This is a genomic window from Amycolatopsis sp. NPDC049691, from assembly GCF_040675005.1.
In the GTDB taxonomy this organism is placed as follows: Bacteria; Actinomycetota; Actinomycetes; order Mycobacteriales; family Pseudonocardiaceae; genus Amycolatopsis.
Genome location: NZ_JBFANX010000034.1, coordinates 35525 through 54732 on the forward strand (window position 1 = coordinate 35525; position 19208 = coordinate 54732).

Consider the following 19208-nt stretch of genomic DNA (forward strand, 5'->3'; position numbering starts at 1 on the left):
CGTCCGAGGTGTACCTGCGTGGTGTGGCTCAGATGGCCGTGGTGCCGCCGTCGGTGACCAGTTCCAGGCCGTTGACGTAGCTGGAGTCGTCGGAGGCGAGGAACAGCGCGACCGTGGCGATCTCCTCCGGGCGGCCCATCCTTCCCCGCGGGATCAGGGATTCGAACGCGGCTTTGGTGGCTTCGTCGAACAGTTCTTCCTGCTTGGCCGTGGCGACCTGGCCGGGGGTCAGGACGTTCACCCGGATCCTGCGGTCCTTCAGCTCGTTGAGCCACACCCGGGCCCAGGCCTGCTGCACGGCTTTGCTTCCGGCGTAGAGACTCCAACCGGGGAAGGCCCCGAGTGAGGCGTTGGAGCCGGTCATGAAGACCGAGGCGCCGTCGTTGAGCAGCGGCAGTGCCTTCTGGACGGTGAACAGCGTGCCGCGGGCGTTGAGCGAGAAGGCGCGGTCGAACTGTTCTTCGGTGATCTCGCCGAGCTGGGCCGGTTCGCCCATTCCGGCGCTGGCCCACAGCACGTCGATCGAGCCTTTCTCCCGCTTGACCGTGTCGTACAGGCGGTCGAGGTCGGCCAGTTCGGCCGCGTCGCCCCGCACGGCGGTCACGTTCCGGCCGATCAGCTTGACCGCGTCGTCCAGCGCGTCCTGCCGCCGGGCCTGGATGAAGACGTGCGCTCCCTCGGCCACGAACAGTTTGGCGCCGGCCAGTGCCATGCCGGTCGATCCGCCGGTGATCACCGCGACCTTGCCGTCGAGCTTTCCCACGATCACTCCTCCGAGTTGCCTGCCGGCTCGTTATGTGTACCGACCTGTTTGGTTAACGTAGCGGACGGCCGGCCGGGTGGGCAAGTTATGTACACCGATCAGTACTCGACGCGGTTATGCTGGAGGCATGACGGAGTTGGAGAAGGGGCCGCAAGGCCGCCGCCGGGGCCGGGGCGCGCGCGAGCGGATCCTCGGCGCGGCACAGCGGCTGTTCCGCGAACAGGGCATCAACCGCACCGGCATGGACCAGCTCTGCGCGGCGGCCCAGGTCTCGAAGCACACGGTTTACCAGCACTTCGCCGGCAAGGACGAACTGGTCGCCGAGTACCTGCGCCGCTTCGATCCCGACGTCTTGCCGGGGGTGTTCGACCGCACCGACCGCACGCCTCGCGAGCGCCTGCTCGCCGCCTTCGAGGTGCCGGCGTCCACCCCCCTGTGCCCGTACATCGGGGCGGCCGTCGAACTCCACGACCCCCACCACCCGGCGTCCGAGTGCGCACGCGACTACAAGAAGGCCATCGCCGCGCGGCTCGCCGAAACCGCCCGCGAAGCAGGCGCCACCGACCCCGAACAACTGGGCGAACAGCTGGCGCTGCTGATCGACGGCGCCTCCGCTCGCACCCGGGTTCTCGACAGCGACTGCTTCCCTGCCGCCGCCGCGATCGCCGCCGTCCTCATCGACAACGCCATCCCGGCGTCGTCGGCTCAGCCCGGCGATGACCGCGGGATCGCGATCGCGCAGTAGACAGCTCGCCCGCTCCAGGCCGCCCATGGTTCGGCCGTGAGGCGGCTCAGGGAGTGGCTTGCTTGTGCTACGACGGGCGGCAGGCGAGACTAATCTCCGGGAAGCAGCCGGGACTTCAACCGGTTGAATTCCTCGTGGGTGATCAGTCCGCGATCCAGCAACTTGGCGGCGTTGCCGAGTTGCTCGATGATGGCGGCGGCATCCGAACTCGTCTCCGGTTGATGGGCAACCCTCGTCGAGGCGAGAACTTCCCTGATTCTGCCGAGTACCGGCGACAGATCTATTCGTAGCTGGCCGGGCTCGGTTACGGTATATAGGAAGAACAATTCCGAATCCGTGGTGCGTACGGCAAGAATTGTCTTGATGGTGCTGCGAGTGCCGGCTGCCTTCAAACCGGCCGAAATCAGACTGTCGGCCACGTTCAGAAAACTGTCACTGATGCCCACCTGGGTGGCCCGAATGGCCGTACCGATGATCTTCCCGGCCGAGTCGACGAACGGGTTGGTCGACTGGTTCTCACCCGGTCCGCCTATCTGAATATTCGTGAAGTCGCCGTAAGGTAATTCACCGACGATGTGCGGTGTCCCGACATTGAGCACCGCAAGCTTGTCGTCCATGAACCGCAAGTCGTAAGCCGACTTCGCTTTCAGGTTTCCGCATTTTACGTGATCGCCGCCCAGGAAGATCACCGGAGTCAGCAGCATCCGCGTCCCGAGTTCGACTTCTCGGCGAAGTTCGTGATCATCGGTTCGGTTGCGGTAGGCGCCCTCGTTGCGAGCGACAGCTCTGCGGCATCTTTCGAATTCTCGCCGATCGAGGGTCGCAAGGGTCTTCCAGGCTTCGAACCAGCCCTGTTCCGTGACCGGGAAGTGTTCTGAAACGATCTTCTCGAAGCCACTCAAGGAGTTCCGGGCGACAACCAGGCCGGGACCACCCTTCCTCGGTGGCCGATCCCGGAGGAAAACGAAGTATTTGCCGCCTGGCTCGCGGTAGCTGAGGATTCGCGCCAACTCCGGAATGCTCACCGCGGGATATGGTGGCAGGCGGACTTCGGGACCCGATCCATCGGCTTCTACCGTGACCACCTCCGCATGACCATGCCTGCGCAGCGAGCGCGTGAAGTGTAACGTAGGTCCAGTGCCGGAGGCAGGCAGTTCGATAACTGCGTCGCCGAGAAATGCCGATCTCGAGCCCGGCTGTGTTCCCGCCTCGGCCGACCGGATCACCGCGCCAGGAAGCGCAGCACCGCAAGAACCCGGCGGTCGCCGTCGCCCGGTGCCAGGTCGAGTTTGGCGAAGATCGCGTTGATGTGTTTGGCGACCGCGCTGTCGCTGATGCCGAGTGTGCGGGCGATGTCGGCGTTGGCGTGGCCCTGGGCCATGAGGGTGAGCACTTCCCGCTCGCGGCGGGTGAGCCGGTCGAGTGGATCACTGGTGTGCCGCAGAAGCAGCTGCGCGACCACTTCGGGGTCCAGTGCCGTGCCGCCGCCGGCGACCCGGTGGAGCGCGTCGACGAACTCGGCGACGTCGGCCACCCGGTCCTTCAGCAGGTAGCCGACCTTGCTGGTGTTGGCCGACAACAGGTCGGCGGCGTAGCGCTCCTCGACGTACTGGGACAGGATCAACACCGCCACCGCCGGCCATTGGCGGCGGATCACCAGCGCGGCCTTGACGCCCTCGTCGGTGTGGGTGGGTGGCATCCGCACATCGACGATCACGGCGTCGGGCCGGTGTTCGGCGACGGCCGCCAGCAGTGTCTCGGCGTCACCGACGGTGGCGGCGACGTCGATCCCGGCCAGGCCGAGCAGCCGGGCGAGGCCGGCTTGGAGCAGGACCGAGTCCTCGGCGATCACGACGCGCACGGCAGCTCCGCGGTGACGACGGTCGGCCCGCCGGCCGGGCTGCTGATCGACAGCGTTCCGTCGACCGAGCGGACGCGCTGCGCCAGGCCGGTCAGTCCGGTCCCGGCGGCCGGGTCGGCTCCGCCGACGCCGTCGTCGGTCACGGTCACCGCCAGCACGTCGCCGTGCCGGCGAACGTCGATCTCGGCGCCGGTGGCGCGGGCGTGTTTGGCGATGTTGGCCAGTGCTTCCGCGACCAGGAAGTAGGCGACGGCCTCGACGGTCGGGGACGCCCGATCGGGCACGTCCACGTGCAGGCGGACCGGCACCGGCGCCCGGGCGGCGATACCGGACAACGCGGCGTCCAGGCCACGGTCGTCCAGGATGGCGGGATGCAGGCCGCGCACGAGGGTGCGTAGCTCGGCGAGGGCTTCCTTGGCCTGCTCGTGCGCGTCGACGATCACCTGTCTCGCCTCGGCGGGGAGGTCGGGCAGGCCGGCCCGGGCCAGGCCGAGGTTCATGGCCAGCGACACCAGCCGTTGCTGGGCGCCGTCGTGCAGGTCGCGTTCGATGCGGCGGCGTTCGGCGTCGGCGGCGTCGACGACACCCGCGCGGCTTTCGGTCAGGTCCACCAGCCGGCGTTGCCACCGGTTCGGGCCCAGCAGCGCGTCCGCCGCCCAGACGTCCAGCTGGGCGAGGAGACCGGCCGTGCGTGGTCCGGCCACGAGGACCGGCCGGACCGCGCCGAGCGCGGCCGGCCGGGCGGCGACCGTGGTGCGCAGCAGGCTGGTGGTCGGGAAGACGAGCAGGTAGGCGAAGGCTCCGGCCAGGACGACACCGGTCGCCCACACGACTGCCGCCAGTAGCGCGAACGCGGTCACGGCCGGCCCCGCCAGGGCGTGATAGCCGAGCTGCCGCCCGATCGCCGTGAGCCCGCGCCCGGTCCATCGCCTCGCGGTGACCGGCGGGACGTCCACGCCGAGCCAGGCACGCAGCCGGCTCCGCTGAACCGCGGTCAGCACCGGGGACGCGGCCAGCAGCACGACAGCGGTGAAGACCACGCCGCCCAAGGCGAGGTCTCTGGCGAACTTCACGTCGGTCCGGTGCAGGCCGAACCAGAGTGCGGCGGCGATCCCCAGGGTGAGCAGCTGCACGGACGCCCCTGCCGCGACGAACCCGAGAGCCGGGGATACGCCGGCTCGCCCGCGGGATGCCGTGTCCATGATCCGACGGTAATCGAGACGGGATCGGCGGCACCATCCCGCAGCCACCCGGATCGGTGCGGTAGCAGGCACCACCACGAAGTCGGAATCACGGGCTACTGATCCCGGCCGGTTCCGGCGGCAAGGTTTCGCCCCAGGGCTGCCCGACACCCGGCGTCGGCGGCAGCACCACGACGTCCGGCGGAGGAGTTTCGATGACCGTTCAGACCATGCCCTGGCCGCCACGCCCGGCGACGTCGCCGGGCGCTCGGGCGCGACGGCGATTCACCTGGGTGCCCGGCGTCCTGGGCGCGGTGGCGGCGGGCCTGGTGCCGTGGGTGGTCGTGCTGGGCCGGACCCTGCCCGAGACCACCGAAGTGCGGCACTGGCCGGCCGTGTGGATCGGGCTCGACCTGGCCATGGCGCTCGGCTGCGCGGCCACCGCGCGGTGGTATCACCGGGGCGATGGCCGCGCCCGCCTGTCGGCATCGGCGGTCGCGGCGCTCATGGGGATGGACGCCTGGTTCGACGTCCTCACCGCCCGGCCGGGCACCGAATTCACCCAGGCCCTCGTCTGCGCGGTTCCGGAACTGGCCCTGGCCGGACTGTGCACCTGGCTCGCTCTGCGCGAAACCGAAAGGCTGCCGTGACAGGCGAGGGAGGTCGGATGCCGTCACCCGGCCGGTGGCGCACCCGGCTCGGATCGCGGCGCGTTGAGCAGGTCGCTGAGCCCGCCGCGGGCGTCCTCGATCACGATCGATTCGGCGCCTTCCGCGTCGCCCGCGCGCAGGGCGCGGACGAGTGCGCGGTGGCTCGAATAGCGGTCCAGGCCGAAGGTGTGGTCGTGCGCGATCCGTTCGAGCCGGCGGGCGCGGCGTTCGGCCGGGGAGAACACCCGGGCCTGCTCCAGCAGCCGGGACAGCACGGGGTTTCCCGCGCACGCCTCCAGCGCGTCGTTGAACCGCTGCATGGTGTCCATCAGCCGGTCGAGGTGGCGCTGCGGGAGCTGCCCTTGCCCCTTCCGCTGGACGATGAGGATCAGCAGGTCGTCGGCCTCGTCGAGGATCGCGTCGAGGCCGTCGAGCTGCTCGGGGGTCGCGTGCCGGGCGGCGAACCGCGCGACCATGCCGCGCAGGCCGACCTCCACCTCGGCGAGGTCCTGCAGTGCCGTGTCCCCGATGTCGGAGACGACGACCGTGCGCGGCCCCTTGCGGACCAGCAGGCCGTCCTGCTCCAGGCGCCTGATCGCCTCCCGGATCGGGGTCGGGCTGACGGAGAGCTGGGCGGCCAGCCCGCGTTCGGTGACCTTCTCCCCGCTGCGCAGGCCGCCGGTCGCGATGGCCGCACGGATGGCGTTGTACGCGCGATCGGCCAGCGTGACGCTCTTCAGTGTCGCGAGGTCCTCGGTCACCGCTCCAGCGTAGCGGACACGCAACTACGGAGCGATTTGCTATAACTTGATGCGGGCCGGGAGGCGCGCGGCGAGGTGTTTCACCAGCTCGCTGATCCGCCGGGGCACGTGGACGTCGTCGGACAGGAGTGCGTAGATGTCCGCGGACGGCGTCGGCACACCGGGCAGCACCCGCACCAGCGCGCCGCTTTCGAGGTGGGACCGGACCTGCCACTCCGAGCGCATGATCACCCCGTGGCCCCGCAACGCCCAGTCGGTCACGATGTCGCCGTCGTTGCTCGACAGCCGGCCGCGCACCCGGACCTGGCGCGGGTGGCGGGCGTCCCCGAAGCGCCACAGGTCGAAGTCGCCCTCGTTCTCGCGGAGCACGATGCAGTCGTGCTCCGCGAGATCCTCGACGCGCTCCGGCATCCCGCGTCGCTCCACATAGGACGGTGCCGCGCAGGGCACCCGGCGGTTCTTCGCCAGCCGGCGCATCCGCAGCGTGGAGTCCGGCGGCGTGCCGACGTGGACCGCCAGGTCGAACTCGCGCCGGTGCGGGCGCAGGGGCAGGGCCGAGGTGTGGAGCCGGACGTCGAGCTGCGGATGCCGGGCGGTGAACTCGCCGAGCAGGGGTGCGATGTGCGCGCGGCCCAGGCCGAGGGTCGCCTGGACCGCCATGGAACCACGCAGCTCGCCGGAGCGGTGCGTGAGCTGGTCCTCGAGTTCGCGGACCTGCTCGAGGATCGTTTCCAGCCGCGATGCGTAGAGCTCGCCTTCCGAGGTCAGCACCAGCCGTCGCGTGCCGCGGTGCACCAGGCGGGCGTCGAGCCGCTGTTCCAATGCCTTGAGGCGCTTGCTGACCACCGGCAGGGACCAGCCCAGTTCGCGGGCGGCGGCGGTGAGCGTCTCGCTGGCCGCGACCACCTGGAAGAAGTGGAGGTCGTCCAGAGCGTTTTCCATGGGCGAAAGGATAGGTTGCCGCGGACGCTCTTGTCGCGGTGTTCCCGCATGACCACAGTGGAGGGACGTTCAGCGTCGAGGTCGGAGGAGGAACCGGTGTCCCGCCGTTATCGTGTCGCGGTCATCCCGGGTGATGGCATCGGGCGTGAGGTCGTCCCGGAGGGGCTGAGGTGCCTGCGCGCCGCCGCCGGGATCCACGGGTTCGAGCTGGAGACCGCGGAATTCGAGTTCGCCTCCGCCGAATACTGGGCACGAAACGGAGAGATGCTGCCCGCGGACTGGCGAGAGGTGCTCGGCGGCTTCGACGCGATCTTCTTCGGCGCGGTGGGCTGGCCCGCGGTGGTGCCGGACCACGTGTCGCTGTGGGGGAGCCTGCTGCAGTTCCGCCGCGGGTTCGACCAGTACGTCAACCTGCGGCCGGTCCGCCTGCTGCGCGGGGTGCGCAGCCCCCTGCGGGATCGCGGGCCCGGGGACATCGACTTCCTCGTCGTCCGGGAGAACACCGAGGGCGAGTACTCGAGCATCGGCGGCCGGATCTTCGAGGGCACCGGCCGCGAGACGGTGCTGCAGGAGACGGTGATGACCCGCACCGGCGTCGACCGGGTGCTGCGCTACGCGTTCGACCTCGCCGCCGCCCGCCCCGCCAAGCACCTGACGTGGGCCACGAAGAGCAACGGGATCTCCATCTCGATGCCGTACTGGGACGAGCGCGCGGCCGCGATGGCGGCGCAGTACCCGGAGGTCGTCGCCGACAAGGACCACATCGACATCCTGACGGCCAAGTTCGTCCTGCGCCCCGACTCCTACGACGTCGTCGTCGCCAGCAACCTCTTCGGGGACATCCTGTCCGACCTCGGTCCCGCCTGCGCGGGGACGATCGGGATCGCGCCGAGCGCCAACATCAACCCCGACCGCACCTGGCCGAGCCTGTTCGAGCCCGTGCACGGTTCGGCTCCGGACATCGCCGGCCGCGGGATCGCCAACCCCGTCGGGCAGATCTGGAGCGGCGCCATGATGCTGGAGCACCTGGGGGAGCCCGACGCGGCCGCGGGGGTGGTGGCCGCGATCGAGAGCGTGCTCGACGAGCGGCCGGACGTGCTCACCCCGGACCTCGGCGGCACGGGCACGACCGAGGGGCTCGGCAAGGCGATCGCGGACGCCGTCACCGCCGGTGCGGCGGGGGTGGCGGCATGACCCCGCCCGTCGCCGACCCGGTCGGCCTGGAGGTCCGGTGGGACCGGCTCGCGGCCGCGACCGACGAGGCCGCGTCGACCATGCTGCGCACGGCGTTCTCGACGATCATCCGCGAATCCAACGACTACACCGTCGTCCTGATGGACCGCCGGGGCCGCACCATGGCGGAGTCGCGGGCCGGCATTCCCGGCTTCGCGGCCCTGATGAGCTCGCTGACCGCACTGGTGCTGGAGCGGTTCCCGGCCGGGGACTGGCAGGACGGTGACGCCGTGATCACCAACGACCCGTGGATCGCCACCGGGCACCTGCCGGACATCGCCATGATCACGCCGATCTTCCGCCGCGGCACGCTGGTCGGTTTCGCGGGCACCGCCGCGCATTCCCCCGACATCGGTGGCACGCCGTCGCTGGGAGCCACGGACCTGATGTCGGAGGGCGTGCTGATCCCGCCGCTGCGGCTGTACCGGGCCGGGCGCGTCGAACCGGGCGTCCGGGACCTCTTGCTGGCCAACGTCCGTCTCCCCGGCGAGTTGTGGGGCGACCTGGAGGCGCAGGCCGCGGCGCACGAGGTGTGCCGCCGGCGTGCGCGGGAGTTCCTGGAGGACTTCGGCGAACCCGACTTCGAAGGCTTCGCCTCGCAGGTGCACTCGCTGACCGACGCGGCGATGCGGGCGGCGATCCGCGCCCTGCCCGACGGCGTCCACCGCGCGAGCGTCGACGCCGACGGCGTCGAGGGGCACCCGACCCACATCGAGTGCGCGGTCACGGTCTCCGGCGACCGCATCGAGATCGACTACACCGGGACTTCGGCCCAGGTGCCGTTCTCGACCAACGCCACCCTGAACTACACCCGCGCGTATTCGGTCTACCCGCTGAAGATCCTGCTGGACCCGGCCACGCGGACGAACTGGGGCTCCTACCGGTCCATCGCCGTGCGCGCCCCCGAAGGCACCATCGTCAATCCCACGTTCCCCGCACCCGTCGTCGCCCGGCACCTGACCGGCCACCTGCTCTCGTGCGCGATCTACCGGGCGCTCGCGCCGGTGCTGCCCGGCCGGGTCATCGCCGACAGCGGAGGAGCGCCGGCGCTGCGGATCCGCTTCGCCGGGGTGGACGACGCGGGCCGCCCCTTCGCACAGATGCTCTTCGCCAACGCCGGGATGGGTGCCTCGAAAGAGAAGGACGGCTTGTCCACCACCGCGTTCCCCACCAATTCCGGCAGCGGCAGCATCGAAGCGCTCGAAGCGGCCGCTCCGCTGCGGTTCGTGCGCAAGGAGCTCCGGGCCGGTTCCGGTGGCCGCGGCCGGCGCCGGGGCGGGCTGGGGCAGGACATCGAGGTGCACAACCCGACCCGCCACCCGGTCCAGCTGGTGCTGCTCGGCGACCGCGAACGGCATCCCGCGCTGGGACTCGACGGCGGGGAGCCGGGGGCGACGGCACAGGTGGTGCTCGGCACCGGGGAACGCGTGCCGCTGAAGTCGATTTCGCAGCTGGCGCCGGGTGCTTCGGTCGTCATCTCGTTCCCCGGCGGCGGCGGCTTCGGCGCGCCGGAGGACCGGGAGCCGGAGCTGGTACGGGCCGACGAACTCGGCGGGTACGTCCGATGAGCCGCACCGTCCGGATCGGCGTGGACGTCGGCGGCACGTTCACCGACCTGCTGCTGCACGACCCCGCGCGCGACCTGACCTGGCCCGGCAAGCTGCCCACCACCCCCGAATCCCCCAACGAGGCGATCACCGCGGGCATCGCGCGCCTGCTCGAGGAGACCGGGACGCCGGCCGGTGACGTCGCCGGGGTGGTGCACGGCACGACGCTGGTGACCAACACGTTGCTGGAACGCACCGGCGCCGTCGTGGGACTGCTGACCACCGCCGGTTTCCGCGACACGCTGGAAATGGGCCGCGAGATCAGGTTCGACACCACCGATCTGCTGGCCCGCCCGGCCGACCCGCTGGTGCCCCGGCACCTGTGCCGAGGGGTCGGCGGCCGCATCACCGCGGACGGAACCGAGCTGGAACCGCTGGACGAGGCCGGCGTGCTGGCGCAGGTCGCGGATCTGCTCGCCCACGGCGTCGAGGCGCTCGCCGTGGCGATGCTGCACTCCTACCGCAACGACGAGCACGAACGGCGCGTGCGCGAGCTGCTCGCGCACGCACATCCACAGCTGCCGGTCACGCTGTCCAGCGCGGTCGCTCCCGTGCTCGGGGAGTACGAACGGGCGAGCACCGCGTGCCTCAACGCCTACGTGCAGCCGCTGATGGCGCGCTACCTGGACGCGCTGGGCGAGGACCTGCTGGCGATGGGCATCGACGCGCCGCTGCGGATCATGCTGTCCGGGGGCGGGGTCACGACTTCGGCGGACGCGAAGGAGTTTCCGGTCCGCCTGCTCGAATCCGGGCCGGCCGCGGGCGCCATCGCCGCGGCCGCGGTGGCGCGGCGGCTGGGTGAACCGGACGTCATCTCGTTCGACATGGGTGGCACGACGGCCAAGATCGCGCTCGTGAGCGGCGGCCGGCCGCGCCGCAAGCACGACTTCGAAGCCGGCCGCGTCGACAAGTTCAAACCCGGTTCCGGCCTGCCGGTCCGGCTGACCGTCGTGGACATGATCGAGATCGGCTCGGGCGGCGGCTCGATCGCCGCCCCGGACTCGCTGGGGCTGCTGAAGGTCGGGCCGCGCAGCGCGGGGTCGGTGCCCGGACCCGTCGCCTACGGGCGTGGCGGAGAGCATCCCACGGTGACCGACGCCGACCTCGTGCTCGGCTACCTCGACCCGGCCACGTTCCTCGGCGGGGAGATGCGGCTGCGGGCGGCCGACGTCCACAAGGCGGTGGACCGGGAACTGGCCGGGCCACTGGGTCTCGATCGCATCGGGGCGGCCTCGGGCGTCGTCGAGGTGGCCACCGCGAGCATGGCCGCCGCCGCCCGGATGCACCTGTCCGAGCAGGGGAAGGACGCCGCCGGCTTCGCCCTGGTCGCGTTCGGCGGCGCGGGTCCCGTGCACGCCTACGGCCTGGCGAAGCAGCTGAAGATCTCCCGGATCATCGTCCCGATGCGCGCCGGGGTCATGTCCGCGTACGGGTTCCTCGTCGCCGTGCCCACGGTGGACCTGGCGCGGAGCCTGCCTTCGCCGCTGGCCGGAGTCGACGGGAAGCGCGTCGCCGCCTTGTACGAAGAGATGATCGCGCACGCCACGGCGGTGCTGCGACCGGAGCGGCCGGACGCGGTCCTGCTGCGCCGCTCGGCCGACGTGCGGTACCTCGGCCAGGGGGCCGAGATCGAGGTCGAGCTGCCGGAGGGGGACCTCGCGCGGCTGGACGCCGGGCGCCTCCACGGTGCCTTCGAAGAGACCTACCAGGCGACGTTCGGGCGGTGCCTCGACGGTCCCGCCGAGGTGGTGAACTGGCGGCTTTCGGCGTCTCTGCCCGGTCCCGACCTGTCCCTGGGCTGCAAACCCGTCGCCGGTGACCCGCTGCGGGGCACGCGCGAGGTGTGGCTGCCCGGCCACGGCCGGGTGCGGGCCACGGTCTGGGACCGCTACCGGTTGCGGCCCGGGACGGAGATCACCGGGCCCGCGGTGTTCGAGGAGCGCGAGTCCTCGTGCTGCTTCGGGCCGGACTGCCGCATCCGGGTCGACGACGATCTGACGCTCCTCGTCGACCTCGAACCCATGGCATAAGAATTTAGCCACTATTGACCGACTTGCTATAGCAACAGTACCGTGACGGACGCCACCAACGGCGGTGGCGAAGGGAAGGTGGGCGGATGTCGACGGTGACCACGCAGCGCGTCCGGACCGGGCGGATCACGTTTCTGGTCGCTCTCGCGGTGTTCGCGCAGGAGTCGACGTGGAACCTGTACGAGTCGCAGGTTCCGCCGCTGCTGCGGCAGCACCTGGGCAGCGCGGCGGTGATCGGCCTGCTGATGGGGATGGACAACCTGCTGGGCATCTTCGTGCAGCCGTGGATGGGGAACCGGTCGGACAACACGCGGACGTCGTGGGGGCGGCGGATGCCCTTTCTGGTGGTCGGGATGCCGGTGGCGGCGTTGTTGTTCCTGGCGATCCCGCACACGGCGGGTTCGTTGCCGCTGCTGATCGCGACGATGTTCGGCTACGCGCTGGTGGCGAATTCGTTCAAGCCGATCGCCGAAGCGCTGCTGCCGGACTTCATCGCGCCCGAGCGGCGGAGCCGGGCCAACGCGGTGGTCAAGATCGCGGCGAGCGTCACCGTGATCGTCGCGGCGTTGATCAGCATCTTCCTGATCGACGACCACCCGATGCTGTCGTTCGCCATCCCGTCGATCCTGATGCTGGCGGCCATGCTCGTGCTCGTCGCGAAGGTGCGCGACAGCCGCTCCCCGGCCTACCGCGCGGCGGTGGAGGAGGATCGCCGGGCCGACGGCGAGGCCACGGCCGAGGTCCGGGTGCGCGACATCGTGCCCGAGATCCTGAAGGACCGCGACCGCAGCCGCTTGCTGCTCATCGTGTCCATCCTGGTCTTCGGCGCCGCCTGGGCCGCCTCCCGCTCGCTGGTCACGAACTACGGCATCGAGGCGCTGGGCATGTCCCGCGGGGACGCCGGCGGCCTGACGCTGCCCAGCGGGGTGGCGTTCATCGTGGTGGCCTATCCGGTGGCGATGCTCGCCGAACGGTTCGGCCGGCTGCGGGTGATGACGGCCGGGATGGGCGTGTTCGCGGCCGCGATGGTGCTCGGCACGGTGGTCCAGACCGCCGCCGGCACTGTGGCCGCCCTGTGCGTCGCGTCGGCGGGTGCGTCCGCGTTCCTGATCAACGCCGTCGTCGTGCTGTGGAACCTGGCCCCGTCAGACCGGGTGGTGGGCACCTACACCGGCCTCTACACCGTCGGCTGGGCCGGTGGCGGCTTCCTCGGGCCGGCGTTGGTGGGCGGCATGGTCGACGTGACCGGCTGGCCGCTGATGCTGCTCGACGTGGCCGTGGTCGCCCTGATCGCCGTGCTGGCGGTGGTCCGGGTCCGGGTGCTGCAGCGCCGGTCCGCCGCGGAGCGTGCGCTGTGACGCGGCGCGTGCTCGTCACCACCGACTACCTGCGTCCGGGCGACGAGGTCGACCGGTTCCTGCGGGAGGCCGGGCTGGAGACCACCCACCTGCCCATGGCCGGCCGGCGTGATCCGGCGCGGCTCGTGGCGGCACTCGCGGGCATCGAGGGCGCGCTCGTGGCCAACGAACCCATGTCGGCCGACGTCCTCGCCCGGGCGCCGGAACTGCGGGCCGTCGTGCGGACGGGAGTGGGGTATGACTCGATCGACGTGGTGGCCGCGGCCCGGCTGGGCATCACGGTCAGCAACCTGCCCGGCGTCAACGCGAACGCGGTGGCCGAATACACCATGGGTCTGCTGCTCGCCGGGGCGCGCCGCCTGGTGCAGTCCGCGCGAGGCGTGGCGAACGGGGCCTGGCCACGCGAAGACGGGCACGAACTGCGCGGGTCCACGCTCGGGCTCGTCGGTTACGGCGCGTCCGCACGGGCGGTGGTCCCGCTGGCTCGCGCGTTCGGCATGCACGTGGTCTGTACCACCGGCGTCACGGTGCGGGACGACCCGGCCGTGCGGTTCGTGGAGCTGCCGGAGCTGCTGGCGGTCTCCGACTACGTCTCCGTGCACACGTCGCTCACGGACCGGACCCGGGGCCTGCTGGGCGAATCGGCGTTCGCGCGGATGAAACCGACGGCGCTGCTGGTCAACACCGCGCGCGGGGCGATCGTCGACGAGGACGCCCTCGCCGGCGCCGTGCGGTCGGGCCGGATCGCGGGTGCCGCGCTCGACGTCGTGCGCGAGGAGCCGCTGCCGCCGGACAGCCCGCTGCGGGGCGTGGACGGCATCGTCGTCTACTCCCACCTGGCCGGGCAGACCGCCGAGGCCCGCGCCGCCGCGGGACGCCAAGGAGCCGAAGAACTGGTGGCGGCCCTCGAAGGCCGCGCGAAGTTCGCGGTGAACGCCGACCTGATCACCCACGTGAGGAAATGAGGAAGATGAACGACGAACCGGTGGGGTCCGTGCGGGTGCTGGCACCGAGCGGAATGCTCGGCGCGGGGTGGGACCACGCGACGGTCGAGCGTGGTATCGCGCTCGGCGCGGACGTGATCAGCATCGACGGCGGGTCGACGGATTCGGGTCCGCACTACCTGGGGTCGGCGACGCCGAAGACGACGGCCAAGGCGGTGAAACGCGATCTGCGCAGCCTGCTGACCGCGGCCGCGGAGGCGGGCATCCTGGTGATCGTGGGTTCGTGCGGCACGAGCGGGACCGACAGCGGCGTCGACTGGGTCGCCGGCATCGCCGCGGAGGTGCTGGCGGAGGAAGGTCTGGACCTGAAGGTCGCGCGGATCTACAGCGAGCAGAACGCGGCCGAGCTGAAGGAGCACCTGAACGCGGGCCGGATCCATGCGTTGCCACCGTTGGGAGAACTGCGCGCCGAGACGCTGGAAAGCTGCACGCACATCGTCGGGGCGATGGGGCACGAGCCGATCGTCGAGGCGCTGCGCGCGGGGGCGCAGGTCGTGCTCGCCGGGCGTGCCACCGACACGGCGTTGGCGGCCGCGTACCCGCTCATGCGGGGGATGCCGCCGGGCCCGACGTGGCACGCGGCGAAGATCGTCGAGTGCGGGGGCCAGTGCACCACGAACCCGCGGGCGGGCGGGGTGCTGGCGACCATCGACGCCGGCGGTTTCACCATCGAGCCCTTGGACCCGGCGGTGGCGTGCACCCCGATCACGGTGGCCGCACACATGCTCTACGAGACCGTGAACCCGTTCGAGATGCGCGAACCCGACGGCACCCTCGACGTCCGCGACGCCCGCTACACCGCGCTGGACGACCGGATCGTGCGGGTCGAAGGATCGCGGTTCCACGCCGCCGAGCAGTACACGATCAAGCTGGAAGGCGCCCGGATCACCGGCTACGAGACCATGTCGTTCTCGGCGATCCGGGACCCGCTCATCCTCGCCGACCTCGACGCGTGGGCGGAGCTGATGCGCACGATCCTCCGGCAGCGGGTGAGCCAGACGCTGGGGCTCGCGGACGACGAGTACGCCTTCGACCTCCGCCTCTACGGCCACAACGCCGTGCTGGACGAGCTGGAGCCCGAGAGCGGACCGCCCCGCGAGGTCGGCGTCATGCTGCTGGTCAACGCGCCGGACCAGGCGACCGCGACGGCGGTGGCGAAGGTGGCCAACCCGCTGATGCTGCACCTGCCGGCGCCGGAGATGAACTACCTGCCGAGCCTGGCGTTCCCGACCTCGCCCGCAGAGGTCGAGCGCGGCGCGGCCTACGAGTTCGTGCTGAACCACGTCGTCGACTGCGTCACCCCCACCGACCTGTTCCGCACCGAAATGGAGGAGACCGGTGCCTGAGACCACCCTCGCGGACCTCGCGCACGAGGTCCGTTCCAAGAACGCCGGCCCGTTCTGGGTCACCATGGAACTGTTCCTGCGCGACGACGACGGCTACCGCATCGCCGCCGACGAGTCCGTCCTCAACGAGCGCGTGATCGCGGAGCTCTACCGCGTCGAGGCGGATTCGGTGCAGCTGTTCCGGATTCCTTCGCTCAACGTCGTGAAGATCTCCTTCCCCCGCCCGGTGAGCCAAGGCTCGCTGCGGGACCGCGACATCCACGCGGGCCAGCACCACGTCCCCCTCGCGCGCCTGCCGATCGAGCGTATCGACGCCGCGGTCGTCGACCGACCGTCGAGGGAGACCTCGTGATCCGTGTCGCGGACCTGCCTGCCACGCATCCCGGCCGCCGCCTGCTCACCAAGCGGACGCCCTTCTTCGTCGCACCACGCGAACCCCGGTGCAGCTACAGCGTTTACGTCCCGACGAGCTGGACCCCCGAAACCGAAATGCCGGTGCTGGTGGCCGTGCACGGCACCGGCCGCAGCGTGGGAGAGCTGCGGGAAGGATTCATTTCCTTCGCCGAACGCCACGAGCTGATCGTCGTGACGCCGCTGTTCCCGGTCGGCATCACCGATCCGGACGACGTGGACAGCTACAAGAAGATCGAGGCCGGCGGCATCCGCTTCGACCTGGTGCTGCTGGACATCCTGGAGCAGGTCCGGATCCGGTGGAACGCCCGGATCGGCAAAGTGCTGCTGTGCGGGCATTCCGGCGGAGGACAGTTCGCCCACCGCTTCCTCTACCTGCATCCGGACCGGGTCGCGGCCGTCGCGGTCGGCGCTCCGGGCAACGTGACCCCGCTCGACGATTCCCGCGACTGGCCGGAGGGTATCGCCGACACCCCGCGGCGGTTCGGGACCACAGTGGACCGCGAAGCGGTCGCCCGGGTGCCGGTGATCCTCGTGATCGGCAGCGAGGACGACGGGCGGGCCGATCTGGCCGCGATGGGTCATCCCGGCCGCAGCAGGCCGGAGGAGCTCGACCTGCTGGAGAAAAGCCTGGCACAGCACGGAACGACGGTCCGGCAGGTCGTGGTCCAGGGCGTGGGCCACGACGCCGCGGGCACCCGGGGACCGGTGGTCGAGTTCTTCACCGGTCAGCTGGACGCCGGCGCGGTGTGAGGGCATGACCGCCGACACGGTCCGCGTGCCCTACACCACCCAGGTGGCCCGGCCCGCGCCGCGGGCCGGGCCGCTGGCCACCGACACCCACCACCACATCTTCGACGACCGCTTCCCGAGCACCGGCGGGAAACCTCCTCCGCAGGCCACCGCCGCGGACTACCGGTCGTTCCGCACGTGGCTCGGCTTGTCGCGGTCGGTGGTCGTCGCGCCCTCGAACTACGGCACCGACCACCGCAACGTGCTGCAGTCGATCGCCGAGCTGGGACCGGACACCACCCGTGGAGTGGTCATCGCCGACCCCGGCGTCGATCCCGGGGAACTGCGGGACCTGCACTCCGCGGGTGTCCGCGGAGTGCGGGTCTACCTCACGAAGAACCGCGTTCCCACGGCCGGGGAGTTGCGCGTCCTCGCCCGCAAGGTCGCCGACCGCGGGTGGGTGCTGCAGCTCGTCGCCGGTTCCGGTGACGAGGTCCTGCCCCGGTGGGAGGCCGTCCTCGGTGAGCTTCCGTGCCGCGTGGTCATCGACCACCTCGGGTGGACACCACAGCCGGCGGGCGCCCACAGCGCCACCGCCGGCACCCTCTTCCGGCTCATCGAGCGCGGCCATGTCTACGTGAAGGTCTCCGGCTTCTACCTGTCCTCGGTGACCGGGCCACCGGCGTACTCCGATGTGGACGCGTTCGCCACGACGGTGTGCCGCCGCGCTCCGGAGCGGGTGGTGTGGGGTACCGACTGGCCGCACCCGGTCGCGCTCCTGCGAGGCGAGGCCCTGCCCGACGACGCGGCACTGCTCGATCGGCTGGGGGTCTGGCTGCCGGACGAGACGGACCGCGAACGGGTGCTGGCGGACACCCCGACGGTGCTCTACTGGAGCGACTGACTCCAAGGCCGTCAGCTTGTGTGCGGGCCGCGACCGTCGCCAAGCCTCGACGTACTGGCCGCCGAACCAGCCGGCGACGTCAAGAGGACTCAGGCGGGCATCTTCAGCGAACCCGCGTGCAGGGCCCAGTTCGATCCGACGGCGCTCGGCAGCGTGGGCGAGGACAGCAGCACGATCACCCGGGCGATCTCGGACGGGTCGATCAGCTGCCCGGTGACCAGGCCGTTCTGCCGGGGGAACTCTTCGAGGACCGCGGCGTGGTCCACGCCCACAGCCGCCGCCAGCTTCGCGGTGACGCCGTCTTCGCCCGTCACGAGCGGGGTGTGGGTCGCGCCGGGGGTGACCACGTTGACTCGCACGCCCGACTCGCCCACCTTCTCGGCCAGGCCCCGGGAGAACGCATTGAGGGCCGCCTTCGCCACGGCGTAGGACAACGGCGCCGTGTGCGGCAGCAGGGAGGAGCTCGAGCCGACGTTCACGATCGCGCCGCGGGCCGCGGTCAACGCCGGCAGCGCGGCCCGGGAGAGGCGCACGGCGGCGTGGAGGTTCAGGGCGAACGCCCGGTCCCAGTCCTCGTCGTCGCCGCCGAGCGGGTCGGTGAGCATCCCGTCCGGGATGGTCCCTCCGCCGACGTTGTTGACCAAGACGTCGAGCCGCGGGTCGGCCGCGAGGACGTTCTCGATCGTGCGGCGGGGGCCACCGGGCGTGGACAGGTCGGCGGCGAAGAAGGTCGCGGCGGTGGCGTCGAGTTCGGGCGTGCTGCGCCGCGCGACGGCCGTCACCGAGGCGCCTTCGGCGAGGAACATCCTGACCGTGGCGAGCCCGATGCCCTTGCTCGCGCCGGTCACCAGGACGCGCTTGCCTGCGAGGTCGAGGTCCATGTCGATTCTCTCCGTTGCTGAGGCGTTGTCGATTAACTGAACAACGGCAGCCCCAGTAATGTCAATAGCTGAGTCACAAGCGTCGCAGTTAATGCGCGTGTGACGACCTGACTGCTGCGGATAGCATGTGAGGTGTGCAGGAGCCGATGAGTGAAGGGGTCCGGTCGCGCCGGGTGCGAGCCGACGCTCAGCAGAGCATCGCCCGGATCCTCGACGCTGCGCAGAAGGTGTTCGCGGACGACCCGAACGCCCCGGTGGAGCAGGTGGCCGAGGTGGCGGGCCTGGCACGGGCGACCGTCCACCGCCACTTCTCGTCCCGGCAGGCCTTGCTGGACGCACTGGTGCGCGATCTGAACACCCGGTACCGGCGCGCCTTCGAGCAGGCCAGGGTGGCCACGTCGCCGCCGGCGGTCGCCTTGTACCGCCTCACCGAGCTGGCCTTCGAGCTGAAGACCAGTCATCCCTTCGTCATCGGCCTCGCTTCGGCGCCGGAGAGCCCCGGCTCGCCGGCGTCCGACCCGGCGATTCAGGAAGGCCTGGACCTGCTCTTCGGCCGGCTCCACGCGGCGGGGGAGATCGCCGTGGACGATCCGGTCTGGTGCCGGCGGCTCTACCTCGCGCTCCTGCACGAGGTCCACGAACTCCCGGCCGACGCACCGGTCCTGACGACAACCGGCGACGCGGCGGCCGACGAGGTGAGCGCCCGCGTCCAGCTCCTCATCGGCACCCTGGTCGCCGCTTTGGGCGGCCGTCGCCGGGAACTACCGGGACGTCCCGGCTCGGGATAGCAGGCGTCCGC

At 71.0% G+C, this 19208-nt stretch carries 19 protein-coding genes; 12 read left to right on the forward strand and 7 right to left on the reverse strand.

Annotated elements, in window-relative coordinates; all coding sequences use genetic code 11:
- Positions 1-28: 28 nt before the first annotated feature.
- Complete coding sequence (locus AB0J40_RS44635) at positions 29-763, reverse strand: SDR family oxidoreductase (RefSeq protein ID WP_364466239.1); 735 nt, start codon at positions 761-763, stop codon at positions 29-31.
- Between the two features lie 127 nt (positions 764-890).
- Between AB0J40_RS44635 and AB0J40_RS44640 the strand changes: the two genes are divergently transcribed.
- Entirely contained in the window at positions 891-1508 is a 618-nt protein-coding gene (locus AB0J40_RS44640; RefSeq protein ID WP_364466241.1) for a helix-turn-helix domain-containing protein, read from the forward strand.
- An 89-nt stretch (positions 1509-1597) separates the two neighbouring features.
- On the opposite strand, the gene AB0J40_RS44645 is transcribed toward AB0J40_RS44640, so the two are convergent.
- The 3 genes from AB0J40_RS44645 to AB0J40_RS44655 form a co-directional block, all read right to left on the reverse strand.
- Positions 1598-2533: an SHOCT domain-containing protein gene (locus tag AB0J40_RS44645; RefSeq protein WP_364466243.1), complete on the reverse strand. Its 936-nt coding sequence runs from the start codon at positions 2531-2533 to the stop codon at positions 1598-1600.
- Positions 2534-2730: 197 nt separating this feature from the next.
- On the reverse strand, positions 2731-3369 hold the full coding sequence (locus tag AB0J40_RS44650; protein WP_364466245.1) for a response regulator transcription factor: 639 nt from the start codon (positions 3367-3369) through the stop codon (positions 2731-2733).
- Positions 3357-4571 (reverse strand): sensor histidine kinase, encoded by a 1215-nt coding sequence (locus AB0J40_RS44655; protein WP_364466247.1) that lies wholly within the window; start codon positions 4569-4571, stop codon positions 3357-3359. The genes AB0J40_RS44650 and AB0J40_RS44655 overlap by 13 nt, the downstream gene beginning before the upstream one ends.
- Positions 4572-4765: 194 nt before the next feature.
- On the opposite strand from AB0J40_RS44655, the gene AB0J40_RS44660 reads away from it, so the two are divergent.
- Entirely contained in the window at positions 4766-5200 is a 435-nt protein-coding gene (locus tag AB0J40_RS44660) for a hypothetical protein (RefSeq protein WP_364466249.1), read from the forward strand.
- Between the two features lie 23 nt (positions 5201-5223).
- Here AB0J40_RS44660 and AB0J40_RS44665 read toward each other — a convergent pair whose 3' ends face one another.
- Both AB0J40_RS44665 and AB0J40_RS44670 read right to left on the reverse strand, forming a co-directional pair.
- On the reverse strand, positions 5224-5961 hold the full coding sequence (locus tag AB0J40_RS44665; protein WP_364466250.1) for a GntR family transcriptional regulator: 738 nt from the start codon (positions 5959-5961) through the stop codon (positions 5224-5226).
- Between the two features lie 39 nt (positions 5962-6000).
- Complete coding sequence (locus tag AB0J40_RS44670; RefSeq protein WP_364466252.1) at positions 6001-6903, reverse strand: LysR family transcriptional regulator; 903 nt, start codon at positions 6901-6903, stop codon at positions 6001-6003.
- A 48-nt stretch (positions 6904-6951) separates the two neighbouring features.
- On the opposite strand from AB0J40_RS44670, the gene AB0J40_RS44675 reads away from it, so the two are divergent.
- The 9 genes from AB0J40_RS44675 to AB0J40_RS44715 all read left to right on the forward strand — a co-directional run bounded on the left by AB0J40_RS44675 (position 6952) and on the right by AB0J40_RS44715 (position 17528).
- Positions 6952-8097: a tartrate dehydrogenase gene (locus AB0J40_RS44675; RefSeq protein ID WP_364466254.1), complete on the forward strand. Its 1146-nt coding sequence runs from the start codon at positions 6952-6954 to the stop codon at positions 8095-8097.
- Positions 8094-9704: a hydantoinase B/oxoprolinase family protein gene (locus AB0J40_RS44680; protein WP_364466256.1), complete on the forward strand. Its 1611-nt coding sequence runs from the start codon at positions 8094-8096 to the stop codon at positions 9702-9704. Before AB0J40_RS44675 ends, AB0J40_RS44680 begins: the two co-directional genes overlap by 4 nt.
- The gene (locus AB0J40_RS44685) at positions 9701-11773 is read left to right on the forward strand and encodes a hydantoinase/oxoprolinase family protein (RefSeq protein WP_364466258.1); all 2073 of its coding nucleotides are present in this window, start codon (positions 9701-9703) and stop codon (positions 11771-11773) included. Before AB0J40_RS44680 ends, AB0J40_RS44685 begins: the two co-directional genes overlap by 4 nt.
- Positions 11774-11859: 86 nt before the next feature.
- Positions 11860-13131: an MFS transporter gene (locus AB0J40_RS44690; RefSeq protein ID WP_364466260.1), complete on the forward strand. Its 1272-nt coding sequence runs from the start codon at positions 11860-11862 to the stop codon at positions 13129-13131.
- Positions 13128-14096 (forward strand): phosphoglycerate dehydrogenase, encoded by a 969-nt coding sequence (locus AB0J40_RS44695; protein WP_364466262.1) that lies wholly within the window; start codon positions 13128-13130, stop codon positions 14094-14096. Before AB0J40_RS44690 ends, AB0J40_RS44695 begins: the two co-directional genes overlap by 4 nt.
- Before the next feature lie 5 nt (positions 14097-14101).
- A complete protein-coding gene (locus tag AB0J40_RS44700; RefSeq protein WP_364466264.1) occupies positions 14102-15481 on the forward strand; it encodes an acyclic terpene utilization AtuA family protein in 1380 nt (459 codons plus the stop codon).
- Complete coding sequence (locus tag AB0J40_RS44705; RefSeq protein WP_364466266.1) at positions 15474-15833, forward strand: DUF4387 domain-containing protein; 360 nt, start codon at positions 15474-15476, stop codon at positions 15831-15833. The genes AB0J40_RS44700 and AB0J40_RS44705 overlap by 8 nt, the downstream gene beginning before the upstream one ends.
- Positions 15830-16645, forward strand: coding sequence for an alpha/beta hydrolase (locus tag AB0J40_RS44710; RefSeq protein WP_364466267.1), 816 nt, complete (start codon positions 15830-15832; stop codon positions 16643-16645). The genes AB0J40_RS44705 and AB0J40_RS44710 overlap by 4 nt, the downstream gene beginning before the upstream one ends.
- A 4-nt stretch (positions 16646-16649) precedes the next feature.
- On the forward strand, positions 16650-17528 hold the full coding sequence (locus AB0J40_RS44715) for an amidohydrolase family protein (protein ID WP_364466269.1): 879 nt from the start codon (positions 16650-16652) through the stop codon (positions 17526-17528).
- An 89-nt stretch (positions 17529-17617) separates the two neighbouring features.
- Here the strand turns inward: AB0J40_RS44715 and AB0J40_RS44720 are convergent, their stop codons facing one another.
- The gene (locus AB0J40_RS44720; RefSeq protein WP_364466271.1) at positions 17618-18409 is read right to left on the reverse strand and encodes an SDR family NAD(P)-dependent oxidoreductase; all 792 of its coding nucleotides are present in this window, start codon (positions 18407-18409) and stop codon (positions 17618-17620) included.
- Between the two features lie 146 nt (positions 18410-18555).
- Between AB0J40_RS44720 and AB0J40_RS44725 the strand changes: the two genes are divergently transcribed.
- Positions 18556-19197 carry a TetR/AcrR family transcriptional regulator gene (locus tag AB0J40_RS44725; protein WP_364466273.1) on the forward strand — a complete coding sequence of 214 codons (642 nt, stop codon included), beginning with the start codon at positions 18556-18558 and terminating at the stop codon, positions 19195-19197.
- Positions 19198-19208 lie beyond the last annotated feature (11 nt).

Bases quoted from the DNA above. Each gene is read 5' to 3' on its own strand.
- AB0J40_RS44660 (WP_364466249.1), top strand. From the start codon at position 4,766: ATGACCGTTCAGACCATGCCCTGGCCGCCACGCCCGGCGACGTCGCCG.
- AB0J40_RS44715 (WP_364466269.1), top strand. From the start codon at position 16,650: ATGACCGCCGACACGGTCCGCGTGCCCTACACCACCCAGGTGGCCCGG.
- AB0J40_RS44700 (WP_364466264.1), top strand. From the start codon at position 14,102: ATGAACGACGAACCGGTGGGGTCCGTGCGGGTGCTGGCACCGAGCGGA.
- AB0J40_RS44690 (WP_364466260.1), top strand. From the start codon at position 11,860: ATGTCGACGGTGACCACGCAGCGCGTCCGGACCGGGCGGATCACGTTT.
- AB0J40_RS44685 (WP_364466258.1), top strand. From the start codon at position 9,701: ATGAGCCGCACCGTCCGGATCGGCGTGGACGTCGGCGGCACGTTCACC.
- AB0J40_RS44680 (WP_364466256.1), top strand. From the start codon at position 8,094: ATGACCCCGCCCGTCGCCGACCCGGTCGGCCTGGAGGTCCGGTGGGAC.
- AB0J40_RS44725 (WP_364466273.1), top strand. From the start codon at position 18,556: ATGAGTGAAGGGGTCCGGTCGCGCCGGGTGCGAGCCGACGCTCAGCAG.
- AB0J40_RS44655 (WP_364466247.1), bottom strand. From the start codon at position 4,571: ATGGACACGGCATCCCGCGGGCGAGCCGGCGTATCCCCGGCTCTCGGG.
- AB0J40_RS44675 (WP_364466254.1), top strand. From the start codon at position 6,952: ATGACCACAGTGGAGGGACGTTCAGCGTCGAGGTCGGAGGAGGAACCG.
- AB0J40_RS44640 (WP_364466241.1), top strand. From the start codon at position 891: ATGACGGAGTTGGAGAAGGGGCCGCAAGGCCGCCGCCGGGGCCGGGGC.
- AB0J40_RS44720 (WP_364466271.1), bottom strand. From the start codon at position 18,409: ATGGACCTCGACCTCGCAGGCAAGCGCGTCCTGGTGACCGGCGCGAGC.
- AB0J40_RS44670 (WP_364466252.1), bottom strand. From the start codon at position 6,903: ATGGAAAACGCTCTGGACGACCTCCACTTCTTCCAGGTGGTCGCGGCC.